This window comes from Methylobacterium terricola (assembly GCF_006151805.1).
GTDB lineage: Bacteria > Pseudomonadota > Alphaproteobacteria > Rhizobiales > Beijerinckiaceae > Methylobacterium > Methylobacterium terricola.
The window spans coordinates 605,055-618,367 of record NZ_VDDA01000004.1; the positions used below are offsets into that span (position 1 = coordinate 605,055).

11 protein-coding genes and 2 tRNA genes are annotated in these 13,313 nt (G+C 69.6%); 10 read left to right on the forward strand and 3 right to left on the reverse strand.

Annotated features, from left to right (window positions below; genetic code table 11):
- Positions 1 to 437: 437 nt before the first annotated feature.
- Positions 438 to 1,229 (forward strand): class II glutamine amidotransferase, encoded by a 792-nt coding sequence (locus tag FF100_RS13280; protein WP_139036136.1) that lies wholly within the window; start codon positions 438 to 440, stop codon positions 1,227 to 1,229.
- Between the two features lie 397 nt (positions 1,230 to 1,626).
- Here FF100_RS13280 and FF100_RS13285 read toward each other — a convergent pair whose 3' ends face one another.
- Positions 1,627 to 3,117, reverse strand: a complete 1,491-nt coding sequence (locus tag FF100_RS13285; protein ID WP_139036137.1) for a carboxypeptidase M32 — start codon at positions 3,115 to 3,117, stop codon at positions 1,627 to 1,629.
- 348 nt (positions 3,118 to 3,465) lie between these two features.
- Between FF100_RS13285 and FF100_RS13290 the strand changes: the two genes are divergently transcribed.
- Positions 3,466 to 4,134, forward strand: coding sequence for a pyridoxamine 5'-phosphate oxidase family protein (locus tag FF100_RS13290; protein ID WP_139036138.1), 669 nt, complete (start codon positions 3,466 to 3,468; stop codon positions 4,132 to 4,134).
- 16 nt (positions 4,135 to 4,150) lie between these two features.
- Here FF100_RS13290 and FF100_RS13295 read toward each other — a convergent pair whose 3' ends face one another.
- Together FF100_RS13295 and FF100_RS13300 are read right to left on the reverse strand one after the other, a co-directional pair.
- Positions 4,151 to 4,894: an AprI/Inh family metalloprotease inhibitor gene (locus tag FF100_RS13295; protein WP_139036139.1), complete on the reverse strand. Its 744-nt coding sequence runs from the start codon at positions 4,892 to 4,894 to the stop codon at positions 4,151 to 4,153.
- A 16-nt stretch (positions 4,895 to 4,910) separates the two neighbouring features.
- Entirely contained in the window at positions 4,911 to 5,867 is a 957-nt protein-coding gene (locus FF100_RS13300; RefSeq protein ID WP_171070143.1) for a 2-hydroxyacid dehydrogenase, read from the reverse strand.
- A 273-nt stretch (positions 5,868 to 6,140) separates the two neighbouring features.
- Here FF100_RS13300 and FF100_RS13305 point away from each other — a divergent pair, with 273 nt between their 5' ends.
- The 8 genes from FF100_RS13305 (at position 6,141) to FF100_RS13340 (ending at position 13,275) form a co-directional block, all read left to right on the forward strand.
- A complete protein-coding gene (locus FF100_RS13305; protein ID WP_139036140.1) occupies positions 6,141 to 7,232 on the forward strand; it encodes an ABC transporter ATP-binding protein in 1,092 nt (363 codons plus the stop codon).
- Positions 7,233 to 7,380: 148 nt separating this feature from the next.
- Positions 7,381 to 8,691 carry an ABC transporter substrate-binding protein gene (locus FF100_RS13310; protein ID WP_139036141.1) on the forward strand — a complete coding sequence of 437 codons (1,311 nt, stop codon included), beginning with the start codon at positions 7,381 to 7,383 and terminating at the stop codon, positions 8,689 to 8,691.
- 328 nt (positions 8,692 to 9,019) lie between these two features.
- Complete coding sequence (locus FF100_RS13315; protein ID WP_171070144.1) at positions 9,020 to 9,964, forward strand: carbohydrate ABC transporter permease; 945 nt, start codon at positions 9,020 to 9,022, stop codon at positions 9,962 to 9,964.
- Positions 9,965 to 9,981: 17 nt separating this feature from the next.
- Positions 9,982 to 10,872, forward strand: coding sequence for a carbohydrate ABC transporter permease (locus FF100_RS13320; RefSeq protein WP_139036143.1), 891 nt, complete (start codon positions 9,982 to 9,984; stop codon positions 10,870 to 10,872).
- Between the two features lie 204 nt (positions 10,873 to 11,076).
- On the forward strand, positions 11,077 to 12,492 hold the full coding sequence (gene leuC, locus FF100_RS13325) for a 3-isopropylmalate dehydratase large subunit (protein ID WP_139036144.1): 1,416 nt from the start codon (positions 11,077 to 11,079) through the stop codon (positions 12,490 to 12,492).
- Between the two features lie 93 nt (positions 12,493 to 12,585).
- Positions 12,586 to 12,670: transfer RNA gene (locus FF100_RS13330), tRNA-Leu, on the forward strand.
- Between the two features lie 102 nt (positions 12,671 to 12,772).
- Complete coding sequence (locus FF100_RS13335) at positions 12,773 to 13,051, forward strand: hypothetical protein (RefSeq protein WP_139036145.1); 279 nt, start codon at positions 12,773 to 12,775, stop codon at positions 13,049 to 13,051.
- Between the two features lie 139 nt (positions 13,052 to 13,190).
- Positions 13,191 to 13,275: transfer RNA gene (locus FF100_RS13340), tRNA-Leu, on the forward strand.
- The last annotated feature ends 38 nt before the right edge of the window (positions 13,276 to 13,313 follow it).

Below are 13,313 nucleotides of genomic sequence, written 5' to 3' on the forward strand. Positions count from 1 at the left end.
TATCTGGCCCGGGTCCTCGTGAGTGCTCGGGACATGGTGGTGCGATCGGCCGCCCGGCGAATCCCCTCGCCGCCCCACGACGTGGGAGCGGACGGGCGCGACGGGACGGAGATCGGGCCCGGCGTGAGACGCCAGCCGGGGCAACGCGGACGCAAGCCGGCTACGCGAACACGCCTGCGTGAGCATCAACGACCCAATGCTGACATTGATCCCCGCCATAGGTCTACCTTCGCACGGCGGATGATGCGCCCTCCGCATGACGTGCCTTACCCAAGGGCCGTTGCCTGCTGCTTAGGCATGTTGCAGCGCCGTAGGCCGGATGCGGTGCATTAACGGGCTGTTCACCGTCCTGCGCGGAATGTTACCTTTCGATGACGGCGGCGGACGAGGCACGGCCCGAGGCGGGACCGGCACACGCCGCGGGGGGTGAAGAGCCGATGTGCCGCTTCCTCGCCTACCACGGCGATCCGGTCTATCTCGACGAGCTGGTCTGCGCACCGACCCACTCCCTCGTGCACCAGTCGCTGCACGCCGCGGAGGCCCAGACCGAAACCAACGGCGACGGCTTCGGCATCGGCTGGTATGGCGAGCGGCCGGAGCCCGGCCTCTACCGCGACGTGCGCCCGGCCTGGTCCGACGAGAATCTGCGCAGCCTCTCCCGGCAGATCCGCGCCCGCACCTTCTTCGCCCATGTGCGCGCGGCGACCGGCACGGCGACCACCCGGGCGAACTGCCACCCCTTCGCCCATGGCCGTCACCTGTTCATGCATAACGGCCAGATCGGCGGTTATGCCCGCATCCGCCGGCGGCTCGAGGCGCTGATCCCGGATGCGCTCTACGAGGCGCGCCAGGGCGCGACCGATTCGGAGGCCTTGTTCCTGCTGGCCCTCGCCAACGGCCTCGAGCACGATCCCGTCAGCGCGATGGCGACGAGCGTGTCGACCGCCCGCGGCCTGATGCGCGAGGCCGGCATCGACGAACCGCTGCGCTTCACCGCCGTGCTCACCGACGGCGAGAGCCTCACCGCCTACCGCTGGGCCTGCGACGGCCGACCGCCGAGCCTGTATTGGCGCGAGACCGGCACCGGCCTCGCCGTCGTCTCCGAGCCGATCGACGGCCTGCGCGCCGGCTGGGCCGAGGTGCCGAAGGGCGGGACGCTGCTGGCGCGTCCGGGCCAGCCGGTGCGGGTGATCGGGCCGGAGACGGAGGAGCGGCGGGCGGCGGCCTGAGGGCCGGGCCCGACCGGTCGGCGATGGGCCAGTGCCGCGTCGCGGTGAACGGTCGGGAGCGTGGCCTGCTTCGCCCGGTCTCGCATGCGGGCCGAGCGCTTCGTCCCTCGTCCGCGCAGCCGGGCGTTCCAGGGGAAAGCGCGGGGGCTCCTCTCATCGTGGGCGCCGGCGCTGTCCGGCGACCGCACGACCGCAGAGGCGCAAGGACCCCTCGCCCGGCGATTCCCCGCCGAGAGCAGCCTCCGACGGCACCGTCGTCGGATGGATAGGCTCGCGTCGACGTCGATGCGCATGATCAGGCCTATCCCGGAAGCACGGGGATGACCTCCCACGACATCCGGGAGTCGCTCAAATCCGACCCGGCACGGGGACGGGATCCGGACCGGCTCGCGCGCGGTCACGCATCGAGATAGCGCCGCCGCAGGTGGCCGAGGAAGACCTCGGCCGAGAGCGGGCGCCCGGTCGCCTGCGTCAGGATCTCCTGCGTGCCGAGCGCGCTGCCCTTCTGGTGCACGTTGGCGCGCAGCCAGCCGACGAGCGGGGCGAAGTCGCCGCGGGCGAGGCCGGGGCGCAGGTCCGGCTCGGCCCGGCAGGCGGCGTCGAACAGCTGCGCCGCCATCATCGCCCCGAGGGTGTAGGTCGGGAAATAGCCCCAGGCGCCGCCGGGCCAGTGGATGTCCTGCAGGCAGCCATGCGCGTCGTCCGGCACGGTCAGGCCGAGGAGACGGCGCATCCCGTCGTTGAAGGCGCCCGGCAGGTCGCCGATCTCCATCTCGCCCCGGATCAGCGCCCGTTCCAGCCGGTAGCGCAGCAGGATATGGGCCGGATAGGTGCACTCGTCGGCATCGACCCGGATGAAGCCCGGCGCGACCCGCGTGTAGTTGCGGTGAAGGGCATCGGCCTCCCAGGCCGGGCCGGTGCCGCCGAAGGCCTTGCGCACCAGCGGCGCCAGATAGGACACGAACTCGCGGCTGCGGCCGGCCTGCATCTCCAGGGTGAGCGACTGGCTCTCGTGCACGCTCATGCCGCGGGCGGCGCCGACCGGCTGGCGGCGCCAGGCCGCGGGGCGGCCCTGCTCGTAGAGGGCGTGGCCGGTCTCGTGCAGCACGCCCATCAGGGCGCGGGCGAAGTCGGCCTCGTCGTACCGGGTGGTGATGCGCACATCGTCGGTGGCGCCGCCGCAGAACGGGTGCAGGCTGACATCGAGGCGGCCGCGACCGAAGTCGAATCCTGCCGCCCGCATCAGCGCGAGCCCGACCTGACGCTGGGTCTCGACCGGGAACGGCCCCTCCGCCGTCGGGGTGGCCCCCGCCGCGGCCTGGCGCTCCCGCGCCTGCGCGATCAGCCCCGGCAGCTCGGCCTCCAGCATGGCGAAGAGCGGGTCGATCGCGTCCTGCCGCAGGCCCGGATCGTAGCTGTCGAGGAGGGCGTCGTAGGGCGCCAGACCGAGCGCCTCGCCCTTCGCCCGGCCGATCTCGCGCTGGAGCCGCAGAACCTCGGCGAGGTCGGGCCGCAGCCGGGCGAAATCGGAGGTGCGGCGCGCCTCGCGCCAGGTCATCTCGGCCCGCGACACCGCCCGCGAGCTCGCCTCGACGAGATCGCGCGGCACCGCGGCCGCATGGGTGTAGGCCCGGCGCATCTCGGCGAGGTTCGCTTGGCTCCAGGCGTCGAGCCCGTCCTCCTCCTCCGCCGCGGCGAGCCGGTCGGCGACGGCCGGATCGGTGAGGAGATCGTGGGCGAGGCCGCGCAGGACCGCGATCTGGTCGCCCCGCCCCTCCGCCGCCCCGTCCGGCATCAGGGTCTGGGCGTCCCAGCCGAGGATGCCGGAGGCGTCCTCGATGGCGCTGATGCGGGCGAAGGTGGCTTCGAGGGCGCGGTAGGCCTGCATGGGGGGATCCGGTCGGGGTTGAACGTGCTCGGGTTGTCGGACGGCGGGGTGTGGCCTGGCAAGGACCCGAACGCGCGGCCCCTGCCATGGGGCTGACCGCGAGGGGAATCGAAAGCATTCATCGGCCCGTATCCTGGAATGTCGAGCACGGATCGAACGATCGCCCGTTCGAGGGACAGACGCTCACCATGGACGTTTCTCGCAGAACGCCGTGATTGCCATGCGGACGGGAGTTGAACGGGAACACCGGCATGGCGCCCGTTCCTGCGCCAGCTCGTCCCATCGTCTACGTTCTCCCCGCGCCCTCAACCCGCCTACCCTCGCGCCAACGACGAAGGGAGGACGGCCATGAGCGTATTGTTCGGCGCCACGCACCGGCAGCTTCAGGACGAGCACGGCACGCGCAAATTGGCCGACCGCCTGGAAGCGAATGCGCACGCGGCGTTCGAGCCGCAGGAGCGCGCCTTCATCGAGGGCGTGGCCTCGTTCTTCCTCAGCACCGTCGACGCGCACGGCCAGCCGACCGTGTCCTACAAGGGCGGAGCCCCCGGGTTCGTGCGGGTGCGAGGTCCGAGCGAGCTGGCCTTCCCGAACTACGACGGCAACGGCATGTTCATGACGCTCGGCAACATCGCGGCGAGCGAGCGGGTCGGCCTGCTGTTCATCGATTTCGAGCGGCCGCACCGGCTGCGCGTGCACGGCACCGCCCGGCTGAGCCGGGACGCGGCCCTGCTCGCGCTCTATCCCGGGGCCGATTGCGTCGTGGAGGTCACGGCGACGCAGATCTTCGTCAATTGCGGTCGCTACATCCACCGCAGCGCCGGAGCCACGCTCTCGCCGCACGTCCCGGATCAGAACGGGCGCCAGCCCTTCCCGGCCTGGAAGCGGCTCGACCTGTTCGAGGGCGCGCTGCCGGAGGCGGATGCGCGCCGCGTCGCGCGTGTCGGCGGGACGATCCCGCTCGACGAGTACCCGGGCGAGGCCGATCCGGCGCCGAGCCTGCTGCCGGACCGCTGAGGCCGGACGCCCCGCCTCACGGCTCGACCCGCCGCAGCACGAAGGTGGTGCCGATCTCCGGATCGCGGCGCCAGCGCCCCTCCCCCACCGGGATCAGCTCGACGCTGTGGCCGCGCCGGGCGACGAGGACGAGGCGGCCGGCCTCGTAGTGCCAGGCGGTGGGATCGAAGAGGGCGAGGCCGGGATCGCGGCAGCCCTCCTGCACCTGGGCTTCGCCGGCCTGCAGCATCACCCGGCAGACGTCCTTCTCGACGAAGCGGTCGAGAGTGTAGAGGCCGGTGACCCCGGCGGCGGTCGAGGGGGCGCCCGCCCAGGCATCACGCGGAACCGGCGGGGTCGAGAGCGCCGCAGGCGTCACCAGCGGAGTCTCGGCGGCGGCGGGCCGAGGACCGGCCGGCGCCAGGCTGTAGCGCTCGCCGCCCGCGGCCTCCGCGCTGCGGGGGCCGTCGCCGTCGGGGGCCGCGAAGGCCAGAACCGGCTGGCCCTCGCGGTCGAGGAGCTGGATCAGGCCGCCCTCCTGGCGCCACCCGGCAATGCCGTTGACCACCGGGAGCGCCCGCCGGCAGCCGGCCGGGAAGCGCAGGGCCTGGCCGACCGGGCCGGGCTCGGCGGCCAGCATCAGGCCGCAGCGGCGGAAGCTGCTGTCGAGCGCCAGCTCCCAGGCTCCCGCAGCGTCCCGGGACGGGCCGGTCTCCTGCGCCGCCGCGCATCCCGTCCAGGCGAGGAGACCAAGGACCGGGAGGAGGCGGCGCAGGCGCATGGATGTGGCTCTCGGGTTAGGCCTTCCAGGGTGTCTCGGCCACGGGGGTCACCGGACCGTTGCCCTGGAACCAGGAGGTCAGGTTATCAACGACGAGCTGGCCCATCGCGTTGCGCGTGTGGTGCGAGGCCGAGCCGACATGTGGCAGCAGAACCGCATGCTCCTGGGCGATCAGGGCGTCCGGCACCTTCGGCTCCTCGGCGAAGACGTCGAGGCCGGCGCTCTGGATCGTGCCGTCGGCCAAGGCCGCGGCCAGCGCCTCCTCGTCCACCAGCGTGCCGCGGGCGACGTTGACCAGCACGCCCTGGGACCCCAGCGCTTCCAGCACCTCGCGGCCGACGATGTTCTTCGTCTCGGGACCGCCGGGCGCCACCACCATCAGCACGTCGCAGGCCTTCGCCATCTCGAGGAGCGAGGGGAAGTACTCGTAGGGCACGTCCGCCTGCCTGGTCCGGCCGTGATAGGCGATCGGCAGCCCGAAGGCGACGAGGCGGTGGGCGATCGCCCGGCCGATGCGGCCGAGGCCGAGGATGCCGACCTTGCGCCCGCGCAGGGTGCCGGTGAGCGGATAGGGCTTCTCCAGCCACTTGCCCTGGCGCAGGTAGCGGTCGACCTGCGGGATCTGCCGCACGGTGGCGAGGAGCAGGCCGACGGCCAAGTCCGCCACCTCGTCGGTCAGCACATCGGGAGTATTCGTCACGATCACGCCACGCCGGCCGCAGGCCGCCGCGTCGATCGTGTCGTAGCCGACGCCGAAATTGGCGACGATCTCGAGCTTCGGCAGGCGGTCGAGCAGCGCGTCGTTCACGTGGACATGGCTCACCGCCATGCCGCGGATCTTCGGCGCGACCTCGTCGAGGAACCGCTCCTTGTCCTCGACCAGGTCGCCGCGGTGCACGGTGAAATGGCGCTCCAGGCCCTCGGTCACGAGCGGCGACATCGGCCGCATGATCAGCACATCTGTGGACTTCAAGCCTGTCTCCCGGTCGTTTCTCGCGCATCCGACGATGGGCGCATGGCGAGGGCGCTTGATCTTGCGCCCCGCGCGCCCGATGATGGCCGCCAACACGAGAGGCGGCAAGTCAGACCGCCCCGTTCGACGGGTCGAGGAAACACCCAATGAGCGCCAGACGCCCCCCTGAGGGCCCGCCTGTCGTGTGTTCGTCGTCTGCCTGTGGCAGCGCTGCCGGTTCGGTCCGCGCGCCGCGTGCGACCTCTCTTTGCTAGACACGACCACGAGGAGCCGATGGCCGGGCTGGAAATCAGGAACGTGCGCAAGTCGTTCGGGGCCACCCCGATCCTGCACGGCGTGTCGATCGACATTCAGGATGGGGAATTCGTGATCCTGGTCGGCCCGTCGGGCTGCGGGAAATCGACCCTGCTCCGCATGATCGCAGGATTGGAGAACATCACGGCGGGCGAGATCCGGATCGGGTCGCGCGTCGTCAACGCGGTGCCGCCGAAGGAGCGCGACATCGCCATGGTGTTCCAGAACTACGCGCTCTACCCGCACATGACGGTGCGGGACAACATGGCCTTCTCGCTGAAACTGCGGAAGGCCGCCAAGGAGGAGATTGAGAGCCGGGTCGGCCGCGCCGCGGCGATCCTCGGCCTCGAGAAGCTCCTCGACCGCTATCCGCGCCAGCTCTCCGGCGGCCAGCGCCAGCGCGTCGCCATGGGCCGGGCGATCGTGCGCGACCCGCAGGTCTTCCTGTTCGACGAGCCGCTCTCCAACCTCGACGCCAAGCTGCGCGTGGCGATGCGGGCCGAGATCAAGGAGCTGCACCAGCGGCTGCGCACCACCACCGTCTACGTCACCCACGACCAGATCGAGGCCATGACCATGGCCGACAAGATCGTGGTGATGCATGACGGCGTGGTCGAGCAGGTCGGCGCGCCGCTCGACCTCTACGACCGGCCCGACAACATGTTCGTCGCCGGCTTCATCGGCTCGCCGGCGATGAACTTCCTGAAGGGCAAGGTGGCGGGCGATCACTTCCGCACCGAGAGCGGCCTGACCCTGCCGCTGCCGACCCGCGGGGCGCGCCCCGCCGACGGGATGCCGGCGGTCTACGGCCTGCGGCCGGAGCATGTCCGCCTCGCCGAGGGCGGCGTGCCGGTGGAGGTGGCGGTGGTCGAGCCGACCGGCTCCGAGACCATGGTGCTGGTGCGCCCGCCGGGCGGCGGCACCCAGGACATCTCCAAGGAGGTCGCCCGCGACATCGCCTGCGTGTTCCGCGAGCGGATCGGCGCCGGCCCGGGCGAACGGATCGGCATCACGGCGGATCCCGGCCTCGTCCACCTGTTCGACGCCGAGAACGGCCGCCGGCTCAACTGAGCCGGGACCCGGGCACAGGAGCTATCCGAGCGGAAGACTCGGGCCTGCCCCCGCCACAGGACTTCCGGCCGACGGCGGGACGCCATCCCGCCGCCGGACGGCCTCAACGATAAGAACCGCCACCCATCATCCCGGGAGAGACGCCACGATGTCAGCCTTCGATCGTCGCCAGATCCTCAAGGCGGGTGCCGCCCTCGGCCTCGCCTCCGCCGCGGGCCTCGACGGCTTCGCCCGCGCCTGGGCGCAGGAGAACCAGTGGAAGCCGGAACCGGGCGCCTCGCTCAAGCTCCTGCGCTGGAAGCGCTTCATCCCCTCCGAGGACGAGGCCTTCATGCGCCTCGTCGACGCCTTCACCAAGGCGACCGGCGTGCCGGTCACGGTGACGAGCGAATCCTTCGACGACATTCAGCCCAAGGCGTCGGTGGCGGCCAATACCGGCCAGGGCCCGGACATGGTCTGGGGCCTCTACTCCTTCCCGGCCCTGTTCCCGTCGAAGTGCCTCAAGGTCGGCGACGTCGCCGACTATCTCGGCAAGAAGTACGGCGGCTGGCTGCCGACGGCCGAGGCCTACGGCAAGGTGAAGGGTGAGTGGATCGCCATCCCGATGGCGTTCAACGGCGGCTATCTCAACTACCGCATCTCGGCGATGAACAAGGCGGGGTTTCAGAAGTTCCCGGAGGACCACGCCGGCTTCCTGGAACTGTGCCGGGCGATGAAGAAGAACAACACGCCCGCGGGCTTCGCGCTCGGCCACGCCACCGGCGACGCCAATTCGTGGATCCACTGGGCGCTGTGGTCGCACGACGCCTACCTGGTCGATGCCAACGAGAAGATCATCATCAACTCGCCGGAAACCGCCAAGGCACTCGAATACGTCAAGGCGCTGTACGAGACCTTCGTCCCCGGCACGGTGTCGTGGAACGACTCGTCCAACAACAAGGCGTTCCTGTCGGGCGACCTGTACCTGACCAATAACGGCATCTCGATCTACGCCGCGGCGAAGAACGAGAAGAAGGACATCGCGGCGGATATGGACCATGCCGCCTATCCGGTCGGCAAGTCCGGCAAGCCGACCGAGTTCCAGCTCGCCTTCCCGATCCTGGCCTACACCTACACCAAGGCGCCGAACGCCTGTAAGGCCTTCATGGCCTTCGCGCTCGAGGCCCAGAACTACAATCAGTGGCTGGAATCGGCGCAGGGGTATCTCTGCCACCCGCTCAAGGCCTATTCCAACAACCCGATCTGGACCGCCGACCCGAAGAACAAGGTTTTCGGGGAAGCCTCGACCCGCACGCTCGCCGCCGGCGGCCTCGCCCCGGTGAGCGAGAAGGTGGCCGCCGTGCTCGCCGATTTCGTCGTCGTCGACATGTTCGCCTCCTACTGCACCGGCCGCGAGGACCTGAAGACCGCCATCAAGACGGCCGAGCGGCAGGCGCAACGGATCTTCCGGTCGGCCTGAGGGCTCTCGCACCGGTCCCCGCGCCTCGCCTCTCCCCGCCCGCGGGGCGAGGGCGCCGGCGACGTCATGGTCGACGGAGCGGGGTGGCAGCCGACGGTGAGGGGGAGGTGCCGAACGCGGCTCCTCCGGAAGCACCCCGTCACCTTCGCTTGCGCTGCGCCGCCGCTCGCCGCTTGCCCGACGAGGTGCAAGCGGCCTTCTCCCCGCTCCCGGGGAGAGGAGGAACCCGCGCCTCATGCGGCAGAGTACGGATGCGGCAGTTCAAGTGTCCTGCCTTCCTCCTCCGCGAGGCGCCCCCAGACAACAAAACACCCGGAGGAGGCTCCCCGTGGCCGACATCGCCCTCGCCCGCCCCGCCGCGGCGGCGCCCACGACCGGCTCGGCCTGGAGCCGGTTGCGGACGAGCCGCGGCTGGCTGGGCTTCTGGTTCATGCTGCCGGCAGCCGCGATCCTGCTGCTGTTCCTGGCCTATCCGCTCGGCAAGGGCGTCTGGCTCTCGCTCACCGACACCCGGATCGGGCGCGGCGGCAACTTCGTCGGGCTCGAGAACTACGAGTGGCTGTGGGACGACAGCGTCTTCTGGCTCTCGGTGTTCAACACGCTGGTCTATACCGGCTTCGCCTCGGTGGCGAAGTTCGCGATCGGCCTCTACCTCGCGCTGCTCCTCAACAAGCGGCTGCCGTTCAAGGCGCTGATCCGCTCGATCGTGCTGATTCCGTTCGTCGTCCCGACGGTGCTGTCGGCATTGGCCTTCTGGTGGATCTTCGACAGCCAGTTCTCGATCATCTCGTGGTCGCTGCGCCATCTCGGCCTGCTCGAGCGCAACATCGACTTCCTCGGCGACCCGACGATGGCGCGGATCTGCGTGACCTTCGCCAACATCTGGCGCGGCGTGCCGTTCATCGCCATCACGCTGCTCGCCGGCCTCCAGACCGTGTCGCCCTCGCTCTACGAGGCGGCGACGATCGACGGGGCGACGCCGTGGCAGAACTTCCGCCACATCACCCTGCCGCTGCTCACCCCGATCATCGCCGTGGTGATGACCTTCTCGGTGCTGTTCACCTTCACCGACTTCCAGCTGATCTGGGCGATGACCCGCGGCGGCCCGGTCAACGCCACCCACCTGATGGCGACCCTGTCGTACCAGCGCGGCATCCTGTCGGGGAATCTCGGCGAGGGCGCGGCCATTGCCACCGCGATGGTGCCGTTCCTGATCCTCGCCATCGCGATCTCGTGGTTCGGCCTCCAGAACCGCAAGTGGCAGACCGGCTGAAGAAGGACACATAACTCATGGCCGCGACCACGACCGCCGACACCCCCGACAACAGCGAGGGCATGGCCTATCTCGACACGCTGCCGAAGCGCGTCGTCACGGTCTACCTGCCGCTCTTCGTCATCCTGGTGGTGCTGCTGTTTCCGTTCTACTGGATGGCGCTGACCGCCATCAAGCCGGACGACCAGCTCATCGACATGGAGACCTACAACCCGTTCTGGGTGGTCTCGCCGACGCTCAAGCACATCGCGAAGCTCTTGTTCCAGACCCACTATCCCCTGTGGCTGTGGAACACGATGATGATCTCGGTGGCGGCCACCGTGCTGTCGCTGTTCGCCAGCGTGCTCGCCGCCTACGCGATCGTGCGGATCCGCTACAAGGGTGCGGTCGCGGTCGGCGCGGCGATCTTCCTCGCCTACCTGGTGCCGCCCTCGATCCTGTTCATCCCGCTCGCCACCATCATCCAGGCCTACGGGCTCTACGATTCGCCCTTCGCCCTGGTGCTGGTCTACCCCACCATCCTGATCCCGTTCTCGACCTGGCTCCTGATGGGGTACTTCAAGACCATCCCCTACGAGCTGGAGGAATGCGCGCTCATCGACGGGGCGAGCCGCTGGCAGATCCTCGTCAAGATCGTCCTGCCGCTGGCGGTACCGGGGCTGATCTCGGCCGGCATCTTCTCGCTGACGCTGTGCTGGAACGAGTTCATCTACGCGCTGACCTTCCTGTCCTCGACCGACAACAAGACCGTGCCGGTGGCGGTGGTGAGCGAGTTCGTCGACGGCGACATCTACCGCTGGGGCTCGCTAATGGCAGGCGCCCTCGTCGGCTCGCTGCCGCTGGTGATCCTGTACTCGTTCTTCGTCGAGCACTACGTCTCGGCGATGACCGGGGCGGTGAAGGAATAACAGTAAACGCGCCCCGGATCGCTGCGTTTCGGGGCGCGCAGGACGATGAACCAGCACCGGCGCGCCTTGCGGCCGATGCATCCCCTTGCGGCGCATTGGGGTCTACCCGTCGGCGGATGAGACGGTTACATGACGGGTCCGCCGGCCGCGAACGCCATGCGCCCGGCCCTACCGTCAGGTCTTCGTGACAAGGCAATAACCCCGATGACTGCCCCTCGCACCCTCTACGACAAGATCTGGGACGACCACGTCGTCGATCGTCAGCCGGACGGCACCTGCCTCCTCTACATCGACCGTCACCTCGTCCACGAGGTCACCTCTCCCCAGGCCTTCGAGGGGCTTCGTCTCGCCGGGCGCCGGGTGCGGCACCCGGAGAAGACGCTGGCGGTCGTCGACCACAACGTCCAGACCTCGGACCGCAGCTTCGGCATCGAGGATCCCGAGAGCCGCACGCAGATCGATACGCTGGCCGACAACGTCCGCGAGTTCGGCATCGAGTATTACGACGCGCTCGACAAGCGTCAGGGCATCGTCCACATCATCGGGCCGGAGCAGGGCTTCACCCTGCCGGGCCAGACGATCGTCTGCGGCGATTCCCACACCTCGACCCACGGCGCCTTCGGGGCCCTCGCCCACGGCATCGGCACCTCGGAGGTCGAGCACGTGCTCGCCACCCAGACGCTGATCCAGAAGAAGGCGAAGAACATGCGCGCCGTCGTCGACGGGCGCCTGCCCGCCGGCGTCGGCGCCAAGGACATCATCCTGGCGATCATCGGCGAGATCGGCACCGCCGGCGGCACCGGCCACGTGCTGGAATATGCCGGCGAGGCGATCCGGTCCCTCTCGATGGAGGGCCGGATGACAATCTGCAACATGTCGATCGAGGGCGGTGCCCGCGCCGGCATGGTCGCCCCGGACGAGACCACCTTCGCCTACATCAAGGACCGGCCGAAGGCGCCGAAGGGCGAGGCGTTCGAGCGCGCGGTCGCCTATTGGCGCGATCTCGTCTCGGATGAGGGCGCCCATTTCGACCGCGAGATCCGGCTCGACGCCGCGAACCTCCCGCCGATCGTGACCTGGGGCACGAGCCCCGAGGACGTCATCTCGGTCCAGGGCCGCGTGCCGGATCCGGCCGCCATCGAGGACGAGAACCTGCGCCTCTCCAAGGAGAAGGCCCTGTCCTACATGGGCCTGATTCCGGGCACGAAGATCACCGACATCGCCCTCGACAAGGTGTTCATCGGCTCCTGCACCAACGGCCGCATCGAGGACCTGCGGATCGTCGCCCGCATGGTCGAGGGGCGTAAGATCCATCCGAACGTCTCCGGCATGGTGGTGCCGGGCTCGGGGCTGGTGAAGCAGCAGGCGGAGCAGGAAGGCCTGGCCAAGATCCTGATCGAGGCCGGCTTCGACTGGCGCGAGCCGGGCTGCTCGATGTGCCTCGGCATGAACGCCGACCGCCTGAAACCCCACGAGCGCTGCGCCTCGACCTCGAACCGCAACTTCGAGGGCCGCCAGGGCCACAAGGGCCGCACGCACCTCGTCTCCCCGGCGATGGCGGCGGCCGCGGCGATCGCGGGCCACTTCGTCGACATCCGCGAGTGGCCGGCGGGCGTCTGAGACTTCGTCCCGAAGCGGCGGAGATCGGCGTTGACGCCGGCTCCGCCGCCGACTAAACGACTGTCACCGCGGCGCTGCCAAGCAGCGCTTCGGGCCCAGGTGGCGGAATTGGTAGACGCGCTGGTTTCAGGTACCAGTGGTGCAAGCCGTGGAGGTTCGAGTCCTCTCCTGGGCACCAACACCTCGAAGGTGTTGATGCCTCCCGCGATGCGGGATCGTGGCCTCAGGGCCGGCTTTCCAGACTACCATGATCTAAAGGCATTCCGCAGAGCTGGCATCGATGCGCCCGGCCGAGCCACCTCGTCCGCCATCGATCTGGCGCAGAGGCCGACATCCCTCCAAGACCTTCTGCCCTGACGTCATCCTGAGGCTCGATGCAGGCGAGAACCCGGGATGCATCACCGCTGCGTTCCCCGATCTGGCGACCAGCATTCCGCATCATCCCGAACCGTCGACGATGATGGATCCCGGGTTGCGCGGCTCGGCCCCGAGGATGGCGATGCAGGATGCCGGCGCGGCCGGATCGCTGGACCAACCTCTCGAGACCGCTGCACGATGACGCGTGGGACCGGGCGATCGTGCCGGCACCGCCACGCATCCCCCGCGCATTCGCCGCCGGCTCCGCTCAAATTCCGTTGACGCCGCCGGCGCTGGCCTCTACACGACTGTCACCGCGGCGCTGCCAAGCAGCGCTTCGGGCCCAGGTGGCGGAATTGGTAGACGCGCTGGTTTCAGGTACCAGTGGTGCAAGCCGTGGAGGTTCGAGTCCTCTCCTGGGCACCAACACCTCGAAGGTGTTGATGCCTCCCGCGATGCGGTCG

Excerpts from the sequence above, each read along its gene's own strand:
- FF100_RS13290 (WP_139036138.1), top strand. The coding sequence starts at position 3,466 with ATGAGCGTATTGTTCGGCGCCACGCACCGGCAGCTTCAGGACGAGCAC.
- FF100_RS13295 (WP_139036139.1), bottom strand. The coding sequence starts at position 4,894 with ATGCGCCTGCGCCGCCTCCTCCCGGTCCTTGGTCTCCTCGCCTGGACG.
- FF100_RS13305 (WP_139036140.1), top strand. The coding sequence starts at position 6,141 with ATGGCCGGGCTGGAAATCAGGAACGTGCGCAAGTCGTTCGGGGCCACC.
- FF100_RS13335 (WP_139036145.1), top strand. The coding sequence starts at position 12,773 with ATGCGCCCGGCCGAGCCACCTCGTCCGCCATCGATCTGGCGCAGAGGC.
- FF100_RS13280 (WP_139036136.1), top strand. The coding sequence starts at position 438 with ATGTGCCGCTTCCTCGCCTACCACGGCGATCCGGTCTATCTCGACGAG.
- FF100_RS13310 (WP_139036141.1), top strand. The coding sequence starts at position 7,381 with ATGTCAGCCTTCGATCGTCGCCAGATCCTCAAGGCGGGTGCCGCCCTC.
- FF100_RS13285 (WP_139036137.1), bottom strand. The coding sequence starts at position 3,117 with ATGCAGGCCTACCGCGCCCTCGAAGCCACCTTCGCCCGCATCAGCGCC.
- leuC (WP_139036144.1), top strand. The coding sequence starts at position 11,077 with ATGACTGCCCCTCGCACCCTCTACGACAAGATCTGGGACGACCACGTC.
- FF100_RS13320 (WP_139036143.1), top strand. The coding sequence starts at position 9,982 with ATGGCCGCGACCACGACCGCCGACACCCCCGACAACAGCGAGGGCATG.